This window comes from Gimesia sp., assembly GCF_040219335.1.
Lineage (GTDB): Bacteria > Planctomycetota > Planctomycetia > Planctomycetales > Planctomycetaceae > Gimesia.
On record NZ_JAVJSQ010000004.1, the window covers coordinates 310,569 to 328,864 of the forward strand.

The window sequence follows — 18,296 nt, forward strand, 5'->3', positions numbered from 1 at the left end:
AGGACAGAGAAAACGAGTATGACCGATCGTATTCAGCTACTTCCCGATGATGAATTCAATCAGAATCTGACCAAAGAGGTTCATCCCGCCGACTGGAACAATCCTACCCCCAGCGGACGCTACAATCTGGTGATCATCGGAGCCGGGACCGCTGGTCTGGTAACAGCGGCGGGGGCAGCGGGGCTGGGAGCGAAAGTCGCGTTAATTGAGCGAACTCTCATGGGGGGAGACTGTCTGAATACTGGTTGTGTCCCCTCGAAAGCGATCATCTCTTCTGCCAGAGCTATACACAAAGTTCTAAATTCAAAACAGTTGGGGATCGAATTGGCCCCCGAAGCCGCCTCTGTTAATTTTCAGGATGTGATGCGGCGTATGCGGAAATTAAGAGCCGAGATCAGCCATCACGACTCAGCCCGTCGTTTTCAGGAACTGGGTGTCGATGTTTTTCTGGGTGAAGGCCGTTTTCTTGACCGCAAAACAATCGAAGTTGGTAAACAGACTCTAAACTTCAAAAAGGCCGTGATCGCAACGGGAGGCCACCCCACGGTCCCAGACATTCCCGGAATCAAAGAAATCGATTACCTGACGAATGAGAATATTTTCTCCCTGACAGAGCTTCCATCCAGACTGGCAGTCATCGGAGGCGGACCGATCGGCTGTGAACTCGCACAGACCTTTGCCCGCTTTGGTTCGCAGGTCACACTCATCGAATCTCATGGTCAGATTCTATCCAAGGAAGATAAAGACGCTGCCCAAATAATTCAGGAGCAACTGGAACGAGATGGTGTTAAACTCGTCTTCAATGCCAACACCTCTCTGGTCTCTGAGAACGAACAGGAAAAACTCCTGACGATTGAAACGTCAGGGCAGACAATCAAGCTGGAAGTCGATGAAATCCTGATTGCAGCCGGAAGAACTCCTAATGTTAAAGGCCTTGAACTGGAACGAGCCGGAGTTGAATACAATTCACTAACCGGTGTGATCGTCAATGACTACCTGCAGACCACAAATCCGGATATTTATGGTGCAGGGGATATCTGCTCTCACTTAAAGTTTACCCACAACGCTGATTTCCAGGCTCGGTTGGTGATTGGCAATGCGTTATTTCCTGGCAGAAGCAAAGCCAGTCGCTTGATCGTCCCATGGTGCACTTATACCGATCCAGAAATAGCACATGTGGGACTCTATGAGCATCAAGCCAGAGAAAAAGGTATTCCCGTCAACACCTTTATCCAGAAGTTGGACAGCGTCGATAGAGCGATCCTGGATAATGAAACCGCCGGTTTTGTGAAGGTCCATGTCAAACGGGGGACAGATCAGATTCTAGGTGCTACGATCGTCGCAGCACATGCGGGTGATTTGATTTCTGAAATCACCCTGGCCATGCAGAGTGGGACTGGTCTTAAAAAGTTAGCCAGCGTGATTCACCCTTATCCAACTCAGGCGGAAGCGATTCGTAAAATCGGGGATCAGTTTAATCGCACTCGTCTTACCCCATTTCTAAAGTCCCTTTTAATGAAATGGCTGAAATGGACACGTTAAAGCTCTGTTTTTCACGATTAAGTCTGTATTTAGATTAGAATCAGGAAATGCCATTTGTAGAACGCTCCGCTGCAAGATACTCTGAAATGAGTGATTCTGATTTCTTCAAACAAAGCAATGCACAAGCGCCAAATCCATGACCACAGAATTCCAGACTTATTTCGGAGACCTGCATAACCACAACCATGTGGGCTACGCCCAGGGTTCTCTGGACCGCTCCTTTGAAATCGCCCGGAACCATCTCGATTTCTACGCTTTCACTCCCCATTCCTACTGGCCTGATATTGTGGAATACGATGGCAAAATATCCCACAAATGGAAGAATGGATTTCATATAGCCCGCTCCCGCTGGCCAGAAGTAGTTGAGCTTGCCAGAGAATTCGACAGGCCAGGAGAGTTTGTCACGATTCTAGGCTATGAGCGACATGGCACTCAGGAGGGGGACTATCATATTCTCTATCCAGATCTCAAAGGAGATTACGAACTGATCGAAGATCTGGCCGAACTACAGGAATTTGCACGAAACCGAGGGTGCCTGCTGATTCCGCATCACCCTGCCAATCGACTGGGACACCGCGGTTTTGACGTAACGAAGCAGGCACCGGAAGTGTCGCCCGTCCTGGAAATTCATTCTGAATGGGGTTGCGCAGAACATGATCGGGCTCCTTTTCCGTATAAAAGACATACAGAGGGGGGACGCTGGACAAAGCACACGCTGCAGTACTATCTCAATCAGGGATACCGACTGGGGGTCATTGCCAGTACCGACGATCACCTCGGACATCCCGGTGGATATCGCGAAGGCCTGGCCGCCATCAAAGCCACCGATCTGTCTCGAGAAGCCTTGTTCGATGCGATCCGCAATCGTCGCACGTATGCGGTAACAGGTGACCGCATTGAACTCGACCTTTTCCTGAATGACCAGATGATGGGACAGGAACTCTCATTCACCCCCGATCGCCGTATCAAAGTCCACGTACGGGGCTGGGATGTAATCGACCGGGTCGAAGTACTGAAAAACGGCCGTGTGATTCATCGCGACTTTCCCGTCGACAACATTCCGGATAACCAGTCCTGGAATGATCCGGTTGTACTCCGTTTCGAATATGGCTGGGGACCATGGCCCGCTCTGGGTTGGGGAGGGACTGCAGACTGGAATTTTGCCATACATGTGGAGGGGGGCGAGATTCAGCAGTTTCAACCCTGTTTCACACCGGGGCCCTTCGATGAATTCCGTCGAGATCAAATCCTGGATGTTTCATCGGATCGACTGATCGTCCAGTCGTTTACAGCACTGAAACAACAGGTTGACGACTGGTCTCAGAAAGCGATTGTGCTGCGAATTCAAGGAAATGAACAGACTCAAGTCAGCATTAAATGCACCCACCCCAGTGATTGCCAGCTTACCCAGACTCTGGGTGAGTTAGCCGTCAGTAATGAAATGTTGTTTACACGTCCATTCCCCTGGGAATCAGCGATGCTGCACCGGGTCGTTTTTCAGAATCAATGGGAAACAGACTTTGAATTCACGGACGAGGGTGACGGAAACCAGGCTGACTGGTACTATGTACGCGTTATTCAATCCAACGGGGAAATGGCATGGTCGAGCCCAATCTGGGTAAATTCAAAATAACCTCAATGAGTCACTCTCTTGGTAATTTGCCCAGCTAGAAGAATACACTTCTTTCCAAATATTGGGGACCAATTGGCAGGTTTCCCGGAATTGAATCTTAACCTTATTTTGTTTTACAATAACCAGTTATAGAATTTTGCATTTTCCTTTCATCATTCATTGAAAGCAGCCCCACAATGGTTGACCCAGACAACCAGACCTCGCATCTTGCAGCTCCCGTATTGGAACAACTGGAGCGTGGTAGCGGCCCGTTTTCCTCACTGATTCAACAGCTGACACAAATCGTAGGGAAAAACAGTCTGCTCTACGACGCAGATGAACTGCTCGTCTATGAATGTGACGGCTATATCGTTGACAAATCGGCCCCCGACATCGTCGTTTTCCCAACGTCTACAGAACAGGTCTCGTCGATCGTCAAAATCTGCAATCAGTTTAATGTTCCCTTTCTGGCTCGAGGAGCGGGAACCAGCCTCTCAGGGGGCTGCCTGCCTATCGGCGGGGGAGTCATGATTGTCCTGACGCGTATGAAACAGATTCTTGAAATCAATCTACGCGATCGTTACGCAATCGTTGAACCAGGGATGGTGAACCTGCATCTGACCAATGCCCTGAAAGGCACCGGTTACCACTATGCACCGGACCCATCCAGCCAGGGATCGTGCACTATCGGCGGAAACATCGCCACTAATTCTGGCGGTCCACATACACTCAAATATGGAGTCACTACAAACCACGTACTCGGACTTGAGGCAGTTCTCCCAAATGGCTCGGTAATCAATCTGGGGGGGCCGACAGCAGAAACACCAGGCTACGATCTGCATGGAGTCTATGTTGGGAACGAAGGAACTTTCGGGATCTGTACGAAAGCGATTGTACGCCTGACGCGTGATCCAGAGGCACACCGTACAATGCTGGCGGTGTTTCAGACCATCTCTGATGCGACGCGGGCGATCTCAGAAATCATTGCAGCGGGTATCATTCCCTCTGCTTTGGAAATGATGGATCAAGGCATCATACAAGCGATTGAAGAAGCCTTTCACTTTGGTTTCCCCCTCGATGCGGGCGCAGTTCTGCTGATCGAAGTCGACGGACTGGAAATCGCCTTAGATGAGGAAGCACGACGGATTGTCGAGATCTGTAATGCACATAACGTACGGGAAATTCAGCGGGCAGACACTCCTGAGGAACGGCTTTTGATCTGGAAAAGCCGCAAGCAGGCATTTGGAGCCATTGGTCGACTCAGTCCCAGTTACTGCACTCAGGATGGTGTCGTCCCCCGAACCCGCTTACCGGAAATCCTGGAATTTATTGAAGCCACCAGTCAGAAATATGGCATGAGAATTGTGAATGTCTTTCATGCTGGTGACGGGAACGTGCACCCGATTCTGCTGTTTGATGAACGCGATCAGGATCAGATACAACAGGTAATGGAAGCCAGTGAAGAGATTCTCTCCAAGTGTCTGGAATTGGGAGGCAGTGTGACCGGCGAGCATGGAATTGGTGTGGAGAAAATCAATTTTATGAGTCGGATCTTCAATGAAACGGATCTCTCCCAGATGGAGAAGGTTCGTAATATTTTCAATCCACGTCAGATCTGCAGTCGCGACAAGGTGCTTCCTCCCCATGGAGAAGAATCGCAGTCAGCAGTCACTTTATCACACCCTGGCCGACGGGCTCCACACTGATCTACAACTACTGCTGATGTCCCAGCAGGACATGCTGCTGTTATGCTCACAACCGATTGAAAGACTATTTATGACACTCACACATTCCGGTACTCCGGAAGATTTTGTTCCGACATCCCAGTCTGAATTGAGTCGATTCCTGAGTGACAATGCAACATCTGCCCGCAAACAGACTTTCCCAGTGGGAGGCCGCACGTCTCTGGCTGTCTGCTGCCCGGACAGTCATTCAGGTCCTTTGATCTGTACCTCTCAATTGAATCGCGTCGTTGATTATCCGGTCCGCGACATGACTATCACCGTCGAAGCCGGAATGAGACTGAACCAGTTAAATGAAATTATCTCAGCCGAAGGACAGCGTCTGCCAATCGACGTACCTCAGTCTAACCGGGCTACCATCGGAGGAGTGATCGCCACCAATACTTCAGGACCACGGCGCTTTTCCTATGGTACGATTCGTGATTACGTGATTGGTGTATCAGCAGTCGATGGAGTAGGGAATCTGTTCAAATCCGGCGGTCGAGTTGTCAAAAATGTCGCCGGTTATGACCTTGGTAAAATGCTCATCGGCTCTCTGGGAACATTGTCAGTTATCAGCCAGGTCTCTCTGAATTTGCGCCCCAGACCAGAGTGCATGCAACTGGTCTGGTTTGACTTCGATTCCTGCCAGAGTGTTGATCAGGCACTGGAAGCGATTGTGACATCGGGAACCCGGCCAACCGCTGTTGAATACTGCAACAGTAAAGCGGCTCGGCAAATCACTGCCGAATCACGGATTGAACTTCCCAATGAAAATCATGCCGTTTGTATCTGCTATGAAGGTCCGGAAAATGTTGTAAAGTGGCAGGCGCAGCAGATTATTAATGAATGGCGTGCCTTTTCCTCTCTCGATGCTCAGATTATTGAAGGAGCGCAGGCCTCTCAGTTATATAACGCTTTGACTGAGTATCAAACGTCATCAGATGATCCGGTGACGCTGAAGGCCGTTGTCTTACCATCACAAATGATGTCATTCATTGAAACTGCCACCAGTCTGAATATCGCAGTCCAGGCACATGCAGCAGATGGAATCGTATTCGGACATTTACCCGATTCTGCCAGTTCACTGGAAAACGTGAATCAAATTCTCGAACAACTGCAATCTGTAATTGATCCAGGAACCGGCTACCTGACGATCTACCAGTGTGAATCTGACTGGGCTGAATCTCTGCCACTGTTCTGTTCGCTTCCCGCCGGCTGGGAACTAATGCAGCAGTTGAAACAGGCGTTAGATCCTCTGCAGTTATTGAACTCACGACGATTTACAGAGCTGGTGAAATCCTGATTCACAAGTTCTGAAACAATCATAATCAGTAAGCTTCACCCCAGAAGAGTTATCCCATGAAACCCGGAAGTGCCTTTTCTCAAACAACCACGGCAGCCAAAGATCCTGCAGAAATACCGGGATCTGAGATTCCCTATGAGAAGTTTCTGGACTGCATTCATTGCGGCTTATGCACGGCTGCCTGCCCGACCTATCTGGAAACAGGGAATGAAAATGACAGCCCCCGAGGGCGAATTTATCTGATGCGTGCGGTCGTTGATCAACGCGTTGAACTCTCGGAATCTGTTCGAGGCCACCTGGATCTCTGCCTGGATTGTCGTAGTTGTGAAACGGCGTGTCCTTCCGGAGTTCAATACGGTAGATTAATTGAACCGTTCCGGGTAGACATGCAGCATCTGGACGCCAAAGAGGGCAGGGGAGCGAAGAATGACTGGTTTCATCGCTGGATCCTGTACCGGTTATTCCCCTATCCCAACCGGATTCGCCTCTCGCTGATGCCAGCCCGAGTGATGCAGTTCCTTAAACTTGACAAGCTGGTTGACATCCTCGGCCTTCCACAGCTTCTGCCACAGAAACTGAAACGGATGCACAACCTGTTACCACGTCTCAAGCCAGTAGAACCAGATCTACCGGAAGTCTTGCCGGCACAGGGAACCCAAAGAGCTCGCGTGGCCCTGTTTACGGGCTGTGTTTCAGAAGCGATGTACAGCCACGTCAACCGTGCCACAGCGCGGGTACTGCAAGCCAACGGTTGCGAGGTTGTCATCCCCCGCAGCCAGGTCTGCTGCGGCGCCATTCATTATCACAGCGGTTCAGACGACGAGGCTCTGAAATTTGCTCTCCAGAATCTGGCAGCCTTCGATCAAGAAGACCTGGATGCCATTATTGTCAATGTCGCAGGCTGTGGAGCCATGCTCAAAGATTATGGACATATCGCGGAGGAAATTTCGGGGCCCACTGCGGAACAGACAGCACGACTGAAACAGTTCGCAGGCAAGTTTCAAGATGTTTCTGAATTCCTGTTTGAACTGGGACCGATCGCCCCCGAGGGAGAGATCACCCTCAAGGCAACCTATCACGACGCCTGCCACCTGGTGCATGCACAGAAAGTCCAGAATCAGCCACGCAAACTGCTGGAACTGATCCCCGGACTGACCTTGATCCCCTTGAATGAATCCACCATCTGCTGTGGAGCAGCAGGCAGCTATAATCTGACACAGCCTGAGATGGCAGATCAGTTAGGCAAACGAAAACTGAATAATATTGTGGAAACGGGGGCAGAAGTGGTCATCAGTGGGAACGTCGGCTGCACGCTCCAGATTGATTCGCAGATACGTCAGGCAAGAAAGCCTCTGCATGTCTTACACCCCATGGAACTGCTCGATCTGAGTTATCGAAAGCAAAAACCGGTATTTTAGCCGGCCAAGTTGATCCACTGAGTTTGAACAAGCTATCCTAGGCTCAACGGATAGCTTGTTTTCAGTAAATAACCAAAGAGTGATTTTATGTCTCAACTCCCCCCCATTCAGGCTGTTGCCTTCGACCTGGATGGCATCATGTTTAATACAGAACACGTGTTTTTCCTCTCCGGTGATGCCCTGTTGCAGCGACGCGGAAAAAAAATGACCCCCGATATTCTGAGAGGGATGATGGGCCGACGTGCTCATGAGGGGTTTGAACACCTCACTCAGTTCCTGGATAAGCCGGAAGACCCTCTGGAACTCTGGGAGGAAAGCCAGGAGATTTTCCGTTCCCTGCTGGATCAGCATCTGAAACCCATGGAGGGTTTGTTTGAACTGCTGGATTTCCTGGAAGAACTGGACATCCCCAAGGGAGTTGCAACATCTTCACCTCGTCCTTACCTGGAATCCCTGCTGTCCCGGTTTGACATTATTCATCGTTTCCCGATCAGCCTGACTGCTGAGGATGTTACTCACGGCAAACCACATCCGGAAATTTATCTGACCGCTGCTGAAAAAATGGGAGTCAGTCCGGAAAATATGCTGGTTCTGGAAGACAGTGAAACCGGCACCCGCTCTGGCGTGGCAGCTGGAGCCTATGTGGTTTCAATTCCGCATGAGTTCAGCAATTACGGAGATTTCAGTTCAGCAAAGTTTATCGCTGAGCGGTTGACGGATGAGCGAATTCTCTCACTCCTGGCAGAAAATCGGAATTAAAGTTTCCCACCTGCTGAATGATGTTTTGAAATAATAAATCAGAACAAAGGCGCACTGAGGTGCCATTTAAGGCTCCCCTGACCAATGCCAATCAGGGAGTCGAATTGAATACAGGCCGCATTTCCTGGCTTGAAGGTGATTGCCCCCCCTCCAATCAGGTCGGAAGTGCAACGGGCCACGTCGGGCATGTGGGCTACAATCGCTATTCGTTCAAAGGCTGTCGATCTGACAAAAGAGATCAAAGAATCCAGGCTCAGCCCGAATCCCAACCAGGGTTGGGCATAGCAGGTTTCATCACTAAGCTCAGTAACATCCTGCAGGATCTGAGCGGTCTGAGTTGTCCTTACAAGCGGACTATGTAAAATCAGCTCGGGACCTGCATCATGTTTGGCAATCCATTTAGCGACCTTTCGAAACTGGTGAGTGCCATGTTCTGTCAGGGGTCGGGCTGCATCTCCTCCAGGTACTACGCCTGCCTGCTCAGCTTTTCCGTGCCTGATGATCAACAGTTCCATCTAAATTATTCCTACCTTAGTTGAATGCTCAAAGCTGTGATGAAGTTCTGCGTCGGCAGAAGTCAGGGTTTGACCAGTTTCGTCTTCGTTTCAGATTCGGGTTTGAGATGCGTATCCATCCAGGAATACATGAGAGCCCGTGATTCATGGGCAACTGAATGTCCTTTTCCATGAACAAAAAAAGCAAAATTCTGAGGTGCTTTCTCCAGTTCGTAAACGTCCATCACCTTCAACAACATCAGCACTCTTTGTCGCTGCGTCAAAGGGTCACCGTCATTGAGTCCCGAGAGATCCAGAAATGCCCGCGGTGCGATCAGTGACATAATTTCATGAAAATCAATCGGAGGCAATTTGCCTTCCAGAAGATCCGGGCGGATATGATTAAAATATACGTACCAGCGATCTCTCGCCCAGGCTTCTACACGCGCATTCTGTCGGAAAAATGAGGCACTGCAATTCCCAGCTGCCGCCTGTACTCGCTCATCATAGGCAGCCAGAAACATTGATCCATGGCCTCCCAGCGAGTGCCCCAGCACGCCGATCTTGTCGGGATTAACCTCCCGCAAAGTCTGTAGCACATCAATGGCGATGGAATGTTCGTAGGTAAACTTTCCAACCGAGGTCCAATGTGGATGTTTCTCATGAAACGCTTTGGTGTCATATGGCCCCGCTTCCGGGATCCGGTGTCCTGCAACAAAATGATCGGGAGCAATTACTACATAACCACGTCGACAGAGATGATCAAGGTAAGCCTTGTCGGGGTTATCGATCAAACCTGCTGCACGCTGTTTGCCGTATTTATAAGTGCCGTGCAAGGCAACAACCGCGGGGGCAGGTCCTCTTAAATTGAGGGGGACTCCCAGGTAGGCATGCGCCCGTTCATCTTTTTCTACCTGGTAGCTGATCAACTGTCGGCGATAGATACCGTCTACAATGACTGTATCATGAAACTGGATTTGCAGATCGGGCTTTTCCGGTTTGTACTGATCTCGGAGCAACTCCAGATAGCGTTTTCTCAGTTCCTGTTTATGCTCTGCCCACTCCTCAGGTGATTCAATACCATAAAGCAGGTCATCCCAGGATGACTCAATTTTTTCGGGCTCTGACCGTTGCCTGGAACCGGCTTCTTCCGAGTACGCGGTGAGGCTGTATCCCAAAATCACTCCCAGACAAGAGAGGAAACACAATAAAGATGATCGCATGAATATACCCTTATCGAAACTGGATAGGAGCATGCATTATCATCAATCAAGAAAGGGAATCACAACTCTTGAATTTAAATTTCTTCTGTTTTTCAAAGGTATAGATCCACTCAACGGCTGTTCCCCGTCTGCCTTCTGTGTATGGGTTCAGTGTCTGGTCTTGATTGGCATTGATTTCAGTGCTGATCAATCCCGATAAGCGACGTGACATCGCTTGCATTGCATTTTGAATGCTTTTAACTCCCGGGCCATCTGCTTCTGGTCATCCTTCTGAAATGCTGTTTGCAGCGTATCGACCCGTTTCTCAGATTCTCTCATCCATTTTTGAAACATCTCATCATAGTCGTCAGCATACTTACGTGCCGCCTCACGAAACTCCTCTTTCAGAAGTACCAGGGTCTCGTGATTCTTTTTCCTGACCAGGGGATGTTGATTTTGCGTCTGCATTTGATCCAGCGATTCGAAATGATGGCTGATCTGCGACATGGCTTTGACCAAAGGGGAAACTGGTGTGGACTCCACCAGTTCCGGGCGCGGAGTATCAGCGGAAGGAACTTTAAAGTTCCGGATGTCTCTCCATAATCCCGCATAGTCCTTACTGGTACCTGCCAGCTTTAAAAAGTCGAGTGCCTGTTGCTGATTAAAAGTACCTCGACACAATCCGACGACCGCAGTCGCAGTGGGTCCACGGTGTTTGCCATGATGACAATGGATATAAACCGGGCCTTTAATCTCCTTTGCGACGCGTGCAAAAGCCAGTCCCGCATCGTTTGATACGCCATCATAGCCGATTGGAATATGTACATAACGCATTCCCGCACGCCGGGCCATCTCCAAATGTGGTTCAGTTCCATCGACACTGACGATGGTTTTGACTCCGAGTTTTTGCAGGGCGTCAAAACTCCGCTGATCTGCCGGCCCACTACCAGAGTAAACTGCCTCATCGACCTGAAAGACATTATCCAGACCTGGCAGACTCATCGACTTTACACCAACGGGCTTTTGAGCGGGCGCTGTATCCGTCTGCTGACCTGATAAAGAACCACTGTTATTAACCAGAAGAAGCATACTGAAAAGAGTAATGCTGCGGAAATATGCCATGTCCTGTCGTACCTGTTTCGTCTTCACATTTCAAAAGATTGCCCGTCACCTATTTAGAATAGCAGACAAGCCTTTTTTGTTCAGTTATCTAGACAAAAAAGGCGTAAAGAAATATTTTGTTTTGAGAAAGCAATCTTCAATATCAGACACGCTTAGAGGAAGCTGACATGGCATACGACGAGGCTCTCGCCGACAGAATACATCAACTGTTGTGTCGCCGGGCAGGGTATTCTCAGCGAAAAATGTTTGGGGGAATCTGTTTTCTGCTCAATGGGAACATGTGCTGTGGAGTCACGGGGACTAATCTCATGTTACGGCTGGGAGAAAAGAAAGCTGCACAGGCACTGCAGGAACCATTTACACACGAGATGGATTTCACAGGCAAAGTGATGAAAAGCATGATCTATGTCAAAGCTGAGGGAACTCAGGAGGACATTGATCTGAAAGAGTGGGTCAATCAGGCCGTCAAATTTGTACGGACGCTGCCTGACAAAACGTAACTGCGGATTAACTCCGATACTGGTTCAAGGCAATCCAGCACTTAACGGATTCAAGGGAACACATAGCCCGGGGCACCATACCAGTAACCATAATAGTGGTAGGGATCAAAATAGAATCCGGAAGACTCCTGCATAATCTGTGCATAGGTCGGAATCGGGCTCACATTGATATTGACTGTAGGCCGGCCAGGAGTGATCCCCATCGCTTTACGTGCGGCGATCCGCTCCATGCGCTGTTTGGCCTGCAAGAATGCACGCTGTTGAATCAGGCGCTGGCTGACAGACATTCGCTGGTAAGCAGGTCCAGTCTGTTTGGAAGGCCCTCTGGTGATATTCACTTTCCCCTGGCTCTCATCAGAACTTTTGTTATCTGAGCTGATCTGAAGAGGAACCTGCTCCTGGCTGAACGCCGGTGACATCAGACACTGCGAGATCAGAATTACAGCAACGGCAGAAGAGCGCATACCCAGCCTCTCTCTTCAGTAGAAAATGAATAGTCAAAGTCCGTTCTGCGCTATCAGTGTGCGCATACGTGCGTCCTGTCATCACAGGATCACTTATGGAGACTCATCGACTTTCACCACCGATGATCTGAAGCAATTCATCCAAAACTCGAACTGGAAATTATTTCAGATTGAATCAGGCAATTTAGGGAACCTTTACGACCTCAACCCAGGACGGAGATTTCCCCACCTCGTAGGTGTCAATCCGCGTCAACTTGCCGGTCTGGGAATCAATACGATAGGCAGCTAGTTTCCCGTTATTTTGTCCCGCGGCGTACAGGAAGTGTCCTTCCGGGTCGATGTTGAAGGATCGCGGCGTTTTCTCGGTCGCTGCCTGTCCCAGTGATTTCAGTTTTCCGGTCTGAGGATCAACGGCAAAACAGGCAATGCTGTCATGTCCCCGATTGGAAGCATACAGGTTTTTTCCTGAGGGAGAGAGTTCAATATCGGCACAGGTATTCCTCCCTTCGAAATCAGCCGGCAAAGTGGAAATGGTTTGAAACGCCTTCAAGGTTCCAGATTCGGAATCAAGCTCACAGGCAGTGACAGAACTCCCTTTTTCGTTATCGAAATAGATAAAACGATTGTCTTTTGAAACTGCCAGGTGGCGGGGCTCCATCTCGGGGGCCGCTTCGAAAATGGCCGGTTCATTCGCTTTTAATTTTCCGTCAGCTTCATTCCATAAAAACTGATAGACCGCATTGGGCCCCGTATGGGGTACAAACACGTACCGATTTGACTGATCGGCCAGAATGGCATGTGCATTTTTGTCTGTCGGAATTGTCTGGAGAATTTCGGGCAGGATTGTGCCATCTTTCTTGAGCCGATGCACGGCTACTTTCCCCTCACCATAATAAGCTGAAAGCAGGTAGCGTCCCTTACGGTCTGTGGCGATGTAAGCTGCATTTCCCCCCGCTGGTACTGCAGAGATGAGCGTGAGTTCGCCGTTTTCAGGATTGATACTGAAGCTCATGAACTCTTTGGCAGAGCGGATGGATGCAAACAGATATTTCTTCTCTGGATCGACTTCCAGACAGCCTGGCGCGCCTGGGACTTTAACGTCGGTAAGATGTGTCAGTTTTCCATCCGCCTCATTCTGCTGATAGATGGCAATCTTCTTCTCGCCGCCCAGAGAAATGTAAACATAGCTGGCTGCTTGAGAGGGAAGAACAGACACAAGACAGACTCCGGAAAGAAACAGGTAAAATCGAAGCAGTGAGAACATGGCGGCTACCCTGGAAATTCAGAAGTTGATAGGGAAATAGTCAGACTCCATTCACTTGCGCAGCGTCAAACAACTGCAGATACCAGTAGAGCCGGTTAGTAGAGAGATTTCAAGCGGCAGTCGATTGTAAAGCACGTCCCAGAGCTTCCAACTCCCGGGCACCACCAAAGACAATGCAGACATAAACCTGATCTGCTTCGACCCATTTCACGGTCGCGTAATTCCCCTTACCCAGTTGAGTATACTCGACCTTGCCTGGATCAAAAGAGGTTAAGGTGGGCAGGGGACTGACTCTACTGGCAGGAATCTGCAGCAGAGCACCATAGACTGTGCGAGTTTTTCCTGATGAAAGTCTGAAAAAACGAACCGCAGCGTCGTGCACGACTGACTCGCTGATGGAAAGTCCGTAGGTCTGACCAATAAAGTTCAACAGACCCTTTTGATGCCAGCCACCTTGTGCCGGAAATGAGGTCGCGAAATTTCCATCGAATTCCGACATGAAGCGACTGTCCAGATTCAGTTCTGGACTGAGCTTCGCCAGAGGAATTACCGGTTGTCGGGTTACCCAGAAAAACGCCAGAACTGCGGCAAACAGCAGGCAAGTCGAAAGCCCCACCAAGGTTCCCGGGTTTTTGAGAAAAGCTCTACGGGAAACAGGGGGGTGATCTATAGAGATGGTGGCGTCGGAGTCACTTTGGGCCAGAGCATCCAGTACTCCCTGCTTTCCATTTTCGGGTACATCTACCTCAAATAAAACACGCTTGAGCTCCGAATGAAAGACGGGACCATCAGCGAATGAATCTGAGGCAGAATGATCTGGCTCAGAATATTCAGGTGATCTGGATGATTCGGAAGCGTTCATGGTAATACCGTAAAGGGCAATCATTTTTATGAATGAATCGGACTTATATCTTCCCGGAGCGAAGCAAACCGTTCCTGCAGAAAAGCCCTAGCACGTGCCAGTCGACTCATCACGGTTCCCAGCGGGATAGACAACTCATTCGAAATTTCTTTGTAGGATTGTTCTTCAAAATAAAACATTAATAAGGGAAGTCGAAAATCCTCGGGCAATTCGTCCAGTGCAGTCTGAAGTTCTTCTGAGGTCAGTTCCGGTATCTCTGCAGGATCAGAGGCAACATCAGGACTGGATCCCAGTGAAACAGGCTCTGCTTTCCGCGTGACTTTTTTTAGAAACAAATTTCGCAAAATCGTACACAACCAGGAACGGGCAGACCTTGCATCGCGTAACTGGGACAGTTTTTTCTGGGCGATTAGATAAGTTTGCTGAGTCAGATCTTCTGCATCAGCTCTGTCCCCCGAAAGGCGAAAAGCATAGCGATACAGCAGTTGATAATACTCATCAACTAATCGTGTCAGTTCTTCCGAATTGTTACGACTGGTCCGTGACATAACCTGATTCTCTAACTAAACAGAGGCAGAAAGACATCTGGTTATTCCCCAGGAAGGTGAATTTCTTAGAAGTTTCTCGTTTTTTCCCACTCCGGTTTGCTACAGCAGCCAGATGTGAACATACGAACCCAGAGTAAACTGAATCTTACAGAAACTCAAGCTTCAATTACTTTGTGTTGGAGTGTGAGTGCCTGCAGGCGATTCATATCTGGATCTGGCAATTCGTCAAACGCTTTCACCCCCGGGATTCCTCCCTCAAGATTGACGAGTCTCAGAGGCTCTTGGGCCATATCTTCTCGATAATATTTCTCGCTGGGGAAAATATCAGCGGGATAGGTGAAGTTATCCAGCATCGCCAGGGCAGTACAATGCGAGGCTCCTGTTGCGCTCTCCAGCATCCCCCCGACCCAGCAGGGAATTCCCGCAGCCTGACAGAGATCATGAATCTTGACGGCGTTTGTCAGGCCACCCACGCGGCCCGGCTTGACGTTGACATATTGACAACTCTTCAAATTGACTGCCTGCTGTGCACGATAGGGGTGCGTAATACTCTCATCCAGACAAACCGGCGTTTTAATTTGTTCCTGCAGTCGAACATGGTCCGTCAGGTCATCGTGTTGCAGAGGTTGCTCAATCATTGCCAGATCAAATTCTTCGATCGCCTGAAACAGTGGGAGATCGCTCAGGCGGTAACCGCTGTTACAGTCAATATGAAATACATCATCTGGAAAAGCCGTCCGAATTGCCTGAAGCATGGGGATATCCCAGCCTGGACGGAACTTCAGTTTGATCCGCGGGAACTTTTCCGAAACGGCTCCTCCAACTGCCTCAATCAGATCATCCAGATGATCCATCACTCCGAAGTCTGCTCCCACGGGTACTTCATCGCGTGTTGCTCCCAAGGCAATATGCAGGGGCGACCCGCTGATGCGACTGTGCAGACTCCACCAGGCATTATCCAGAGCTGCCTTGGCAAATGAATTCCCCTTATACAACGAGAGGGCATCCTGTAGCGCGGAACCGCTGTCAAAGCTTTGTCCAACGACTGCTGGTGCCAGCCATTCTGAAACAGTATGAAATACTCCCCCCGCCCATTCCGGACTGTAGCAGGGGGCAGCCAGAGGTGTGCTTTCCCCCCAGCCATCAACAGAACCACTGGTCATCCGGCATAACACGGAATGAATGGCTGCGTCTTCGCCGTAAGCGGTACGCCAGGGATAAATCAGTGGCATCGCCACATGGTAAAGTTCAATCCGGTCTATTTTCATCAGAGATCAGTTATCCTGTGGTTTTAAATTTTATTAAATTTTGCCGAAAGCAGATCAGGCATCTTCCAGTAGATCCCAGAATTCGCTCTCAGCAGCATCCAGTTTGGTCGGTTTGCTGGATTGCGGCCGCGGCTTCTTTTGTGCCTGTAAAGCAGAACCCTTATTTTTTCTCTGAGAGACGGCCTGTTTTTTACGGGTTTTCGGTGGAGCATCAGGCGATTTCGGCGTTTGTTTTCCGACGCCCTTACGACGTCCCTTATTCGACCGGCTGGATGCTGTTCCTTTCGAATGCTGTTCCGGGGTTGGACAGTCAGACGCTGGTGCCCCCTGCAGGGGGTCACCACACTGGTTACATAATGCCACTGGCCGCTCTGAACTGTCCAGTCCACGTGCCACAGGATTCGGTTTGGTAGTAAAAGATTCCCGGGGCGCGGATTTCTGCTCCTTTCGCTCCGCTTTGATGGATTCTGCCTGATCAAGTATTTCCTGAAGCATCAGCGGATCAGACTGAGAATCTTTCTGTGTCCTGTCCGACGGAGTGGCCTCTGCAGTTGCAGGAACTGTGGATATCAGGTTCTGCTCCCGAGAAATTTCAATCCGTGCCTCTTTTCCGCTTGTCACGTCTTTCGCAGAAACATGCACACGTGCCTCCGCATCATATTCCATCTGTACTTCGATCTTGGAATCGACCGGTAGATTCGGAGGCAGTCCTTCAATTTTGCAGTTCCCCAGAATGACAAATGGTTCATCCTGAGAAGCGCCACTTTCGATCAGCTTTAGATGCACCCGGCGTTGATCAGGGGAGACAGTTCCGTAGGTATGTTTGACCGCTGCCGGCAACTTTGTGTTGGCTGGCAGGAGATAATGCGGGATCCGCTGTTGTCCCGTCTGGTCACGCACCAGAAAGCCCAGTGACCGCGCGTTGACGCTGTGCTGCTTCATTTTGGACAGTCGACTGGCGGCATCCTTCGTCAGAATCGATTCCGCGTATTCCCGGTTACTGAGCAACATTCCCGCATAATAAGCTGCACCATGGGCAATCGACTGATCCGGGGGTAATGACAGATTCTGTGTTGTACCGCTGGCCTGTTTCAGAGCATCACGAATCATGGGCATGCGGGAGGAGCCCCCCGTGGTCAGCACAACATCCACATGCGCCCAGCCCATATTGTTGTCCTTCAACAGTGCCCGGGTGATTTCAGTTGTACGATCGACCAGCCCTTTACTCAGTTGCTCAAACTGAGACTGTGTAATCTGATAGGTTTTACGCTGTGAGCCAACCTGGCAAGCCAGGGTGGTTTTCGGTCTGACAGTCAGGCTGCGTTTCGCCTGCTCGACTTCGTTCGCGAGATACTGCAGGCTTTCTGGATCGTTGCAGGGATTGATGCCGAACTCATTGTAAAACTGCTCAGCCACTGATGCCTGCAGTGTACTGTTCCAGTCAATCCCCCCCAGCTTGAGATCACCACCACTGGCAATCACTTCTACTTCATCTTTCTGGTACTTAACCAGTGACAGGTCGAACGTACCGCCCCCCAGGTCGTAAACCAGAATGCGCTGCTCTTCCGCAAGTTCGGCAAACCACATCCCCTCGGACCCCAGCACGTAACACAGGGCAGCAGCCACCGGTTCATTGATCAGATCGACCTGTGTCAGTCCTGCCTGCTTACCAGCCGCGATTGTTTCCTGTCTCTGCAAATCGCTGAACTGAGCCGGAACTGTGATGACGGCCGAATCAATCCGACCGATACGTTCCTCTGCGGAAGCTAAAAGCTTCTTCAGGATGAATGCAGAGATATCCCGGGGAGAAAAGTAGCGCCCGTCAATTTCCCATCGAAAATCCTGCTTACCTAGAAAGCGTTTTGCATGCTGAACCACATTCTGCGGATTAACGATGGCGTGCCTGAGCGCTTCGGTGCCAACAATCACTTCAGCGCCGTCAAACATAGCCACGGAGGGAGTAGATAGTTCACCTTCCAGATTGGGAATGGTGACCGGCTCTCCATGTTCATTCAGATGAGCGATGCAAGAATAGGTAGTTCCTAAATCAATGCCGACAGCCTGTAACTTCTGCATAGCGCCTTAACTCTCTTCAGATAAGTATTTTCGCATATCTCCCGCACAAATGGGCAGGCATAGACTCCTTTGATATGGTATCATGGAAACAAGTCACACTCCAGCACCTGATTTCCGTTTTCCTGCATTGGAAGACAG

At 49.9% G+C, this 18,296-nt stretch carries 16 protein-coding genes; 7 read left to right on the top strand and 9 right to left on the bottom strand.

The window, feature by feature from the left end; translation table 11 throughout:
* The first annotated feature begins 18 nt into the window (after window positions 1-18).
* The 6 genes from RID21_RS02255 (at window position 19) to RID21_RS02280 (ending at window position 8,358) form a co-directional block, all read left to right on the top strand.
* Window positions 19-1,542, top strand: a complete 1,524-nt coding sequence (locus RID21_RS02255; protein ID WP_350186985.1) for a mercuric reductase — start codon at window positions 19-21, stop codon at window positions 1,540-1,542.
* Window positions 1,543-1,678: 136 nt separating this feature from the next.
* On the top strand, window positions 1,679-3,175 hold the full coding sequence (locus RID21_RS02260; protein WP_350186986.1) for a DUF3604 domain-containing protein: 1,497 nt from the start codon (window positions 1,679-1,681) through the stop codon (window positions 3,173-3,175).
* A 176-nt stretch (window positions 3,176-3,351) separates the two neighbouring features.
* A complete protein-coding gene (locus RID21_RS02265; protein ID WP_350186987.1) occupies window positions 3,352-4,860 on the top strand; it encodes an FAD-binding oxidoreductase in 1,509 nt (502 codons plus the stop codon).
* Window positions 4,799-6,181: an FAD-binding protein gene (locus RID21_RS02270; RefSeq protein ID WP_350186988.1), complete on the top strand. Its 1,383-nt coding sequence runs from the start codon at window positions 4,799-4,801 to the stop codon at window positions 6,179-6,181. Before RID21_RS02265 ends, RID21_RS02270 begins: the two co-directional genes overlap by 62 nt.
* 56 nt (window positions 6,182-6,237) lie before the next feature.
* On the top strand, window positions 6,238-7,599 hold the full coding sequence (locus RID21_RS02275; protein ID WP_350186989.1) for a (Fe-S)-binding protein: 1,362 nt from the start codon (window positions 6,238-6,240) through the stop codon (window positions 7,597-7,599).
* An 87-nt stretch (window positions 7,600-7,686) separates the two neighbouring features.
* Entirely contained in the window at window positions 7,687-8,358 is a 672-nt protein-coding gene (locus RID21_RS02280) for an HAD family hydrolase (RefSeq protein WP_350186990.1), read from the top strand.
* Between the two features lie 38 nt (window positions 8,359-8,396).
* On the opposite strand, the gene sixA is transcribed toward RID21_RS02280, so the two are convergent.
* From sixA to RID21_RS02295, 3 genes are all read right to left on the bottom strand, one after another.
* A complete protein-coding gene (gene sixA, locus RID21_RS02285) occupies window positions 8,397-8,873 on the bottom strand; it encodes a phosphohistidine phosphatase SixA (RefSeq protein ID WP_350186991.1) in 477 nt (158 codons plus the stop codon).
* A gap of 62 nt (window positions 8,874-8,935) precedes the next feature.
* A complete protein-coding gene (locus RID21_RS02290) occupies window positions 8,936-10,075 on the bottom strand; it encodes a dienelactone hydrolase family protein (protein ID WP_350186992.1) in 1,140 nt (379 codons plus the stop codon).
* Between the two features lie 186 nt (window positions 10,076-10,261).
* Window positions 10,262-11,056, bottom strand: a complete 795-nt coding sequence (locus RID21_RS02295) for a phosphatase domain-containing putative toxin (protein WP_350186993.1) — start codon at window positions 11,054-11,056, stop codon at window positions 10,262-10,264.
* A gap of 287 nt (window positions 11,057-11,343) precedes the next feature.
* On the opposite strand from RID21_RS02295, the gene RID21_RS02300 reads away from it, so the two are divergent.
* Complete coding sequence (locus RID21_RS02300; RefSeq protein ID WP_350186994.1) at window positions 11,344-11,676, top strand: TfoX/Sxy family protein; 333 nt, start codon at window positions 11,344-11,346, stop codon at window positions 11,674-11,676.
* 50 nt (window positions 11,677-11,726) lie between these two features.
* Here RID21_RS02300 and RID21_RS02305 read toward each other — a convergent pair whose 3' ends face one another.
* The 6 genes from RID21_RS02305 to RID21_RS02330 all read right to left on the bottom strand — a co-directional run bounded on the left by RID21_RS02305 (window position 11,727) and on the right by RID21_RS02330 (window position 18,158).
* Entirely contained in the window at window positions 11,727-12,140 is a 414-nt protein-coding gene (locus RID21_RS02305) for a hypothetical protein (RefSeq protein WP_350186995.1), read from the bottom strand.
* A 184-nt stretch (window positions 12,141-12,324) separates the two neighbouring features.
* Window positions 12,325-13,356 carry a lactonase family protein gene (locus tag RID21_RS02310; RefSeq protein WP_350186996.1) on the bottom strand — a complete coding sequence of 344 codons (1,032 nt, stop codon included), beginning with the start codon at window positions 13,354-13,356 and terminating at the stop codon, window positions 12,325-12,327.
* A gap of 157 nt (window positions 13,357-13,513) precedes the next feature.
* Window positions 13,514-14,266 (bottom strand): hypothetical protein, encoded by a 753-nt coding sequence (locus tag RID21_RS02315; protein ID WP_350186997.1) that lies wholly within the window; start codon window positions 14,264-14,266, stop codon window positions 13,514-13,516.
* A 26-nt stretch (window positions 14,267-14,292) separates the two neighbouring features.
* On the bottom strand, window positions 14,293-14,814 hold the full coding sequence (locus RID21_RS02320; RefSeq protein WP_145039932.1) for an RNA polymerase sigma factor: 522 nt from the start codon (window positions 14,812-14,814) through the stop codon (window positions 14,293-14,295).
* Window positions 14,815-14,969: 155 nt separating this feature from the next.
* Entirely contained in the window at window positions 14,970-16,082 is a 1,113-nt protein-coding gene (menC, locus tag RID21_RS02325; RefSeq protein ID WP_350186998.1) for an o-succinylbenzoate synthase, read from the bottom strand.
* Between the two features lie 54 nt (window positions 16,083-16,136).
* The gene (locus RID21_RS02330) at window positions 16,137-18,158 is read right to left on the bottom strand and encodes an Hsp70 family protein (protein ID WP_350186999.1); all 2,022 of its coding nucleotides are present in this window, start codon (window positions 18,156-18,158) and stop codon (window positions 16,137-16,139) included.
* Window positions 18,159-18,296: the final 138 nt, after the last annotated feature.

Coding starts and splice junctions, on each gene's coding strand:
- RID21_RS02260 (WP_350186986.1), top strand. CDS start 1,679: ATGACCACAGAATTCCAGACTTATTTCGGAGACCTGCATAACCACAAC.
- RID21_RS02320 (WP_145039932.1), bottom strand. CDS start 14,814: ATGTCACGGACCAGTCGTAACAATTCGGAAGAACTGACACGATTAGTT.
- RID21_RS02270 (WP_350186988.1), top strand. CDS start 4,799: ATGGAGAAGAATCGCAGTCAGCAGTCACTTTATCACACCCTGGCCGAC.
- RID21_RS02295 (WP_350186993.1), bottom strand. CDS start 11,056: ATGAGTCTGCCAGGTCTGGATAATGTCTTTCAGGTCGATGAGGCAGTT.
- RID21_RS02280 (WP_350186990.1), top strand. CDS start 7,687: ATGTCTCAACTCCCCCCCATTCAGGCTGTTGCCTTCGACCTGGATGGC.
- RID21_RS02265 (WP_350186987.1), top strand. CDS start 3,352: ATGGTTGACCCAGACAACCAGACCTCGCATCTTGCAGCTCCCGTATTG.
- RID21_RS02315 (WP_350186997.1), bottom strand. CDS start 14,266: ATGAACGCTTCCGAATCATCCAGATCACCTGAATATTCTGAGCCAGAT.
- RID21_RS02255 (WP_350186985.1), top strand. CDS start 19: ATGACCGATCGTATTCAGCTACTTCCCGATGATGAATTCAATCAGAAT.
- sixA (WP_350186991.1), bottom strand. CDS start 8,873: ATGGAACTGTTGATCATCAGGCACGGAAAAGCTGAGCAGGCAGGCGTA.
- RID21_RS02300 (WP_350186994.1), top strand. CDS start 11,344: ATGGCATACGACGAGGCTCTCGCCGACAGAATACATCAACTGTTGTGT.
- menC (WP_350186998.1), bottom strand. CDS start 16,082: ATGAAAATAGACCGGATTGAACTTTACCATGTGGCGATGCCACTGATT.
- RID21_RS02275 (WP_350186989.1), top strand. CDS start 6,238: ATGAAACCCGGAAGTGCCTTTTCTCAAACAACCACGGCAGCCAAAGAT.
- RID21_RS02330 (WP_350186999.1), bottom strand. CDS start 18,158: ATGCAGAAGTTACAGGCTGTCGGCATTGATTTAGGAACTACCTATTCT.
- RID21_RS02290 (WP_350186992.1), bottom strand. CDS start 10,075: ATGCGATCATCTTTATTGTGTTTCCTCTCTTGTCTGGGAGTGATTTTG.
- RID21_RS02305 (WP_350186995.1), bottom strand. CDS start 12,140: ATGCGCTCTTCTGCCGTTGCTGTAATTCTGATCTCGCAGTGTCTGATG.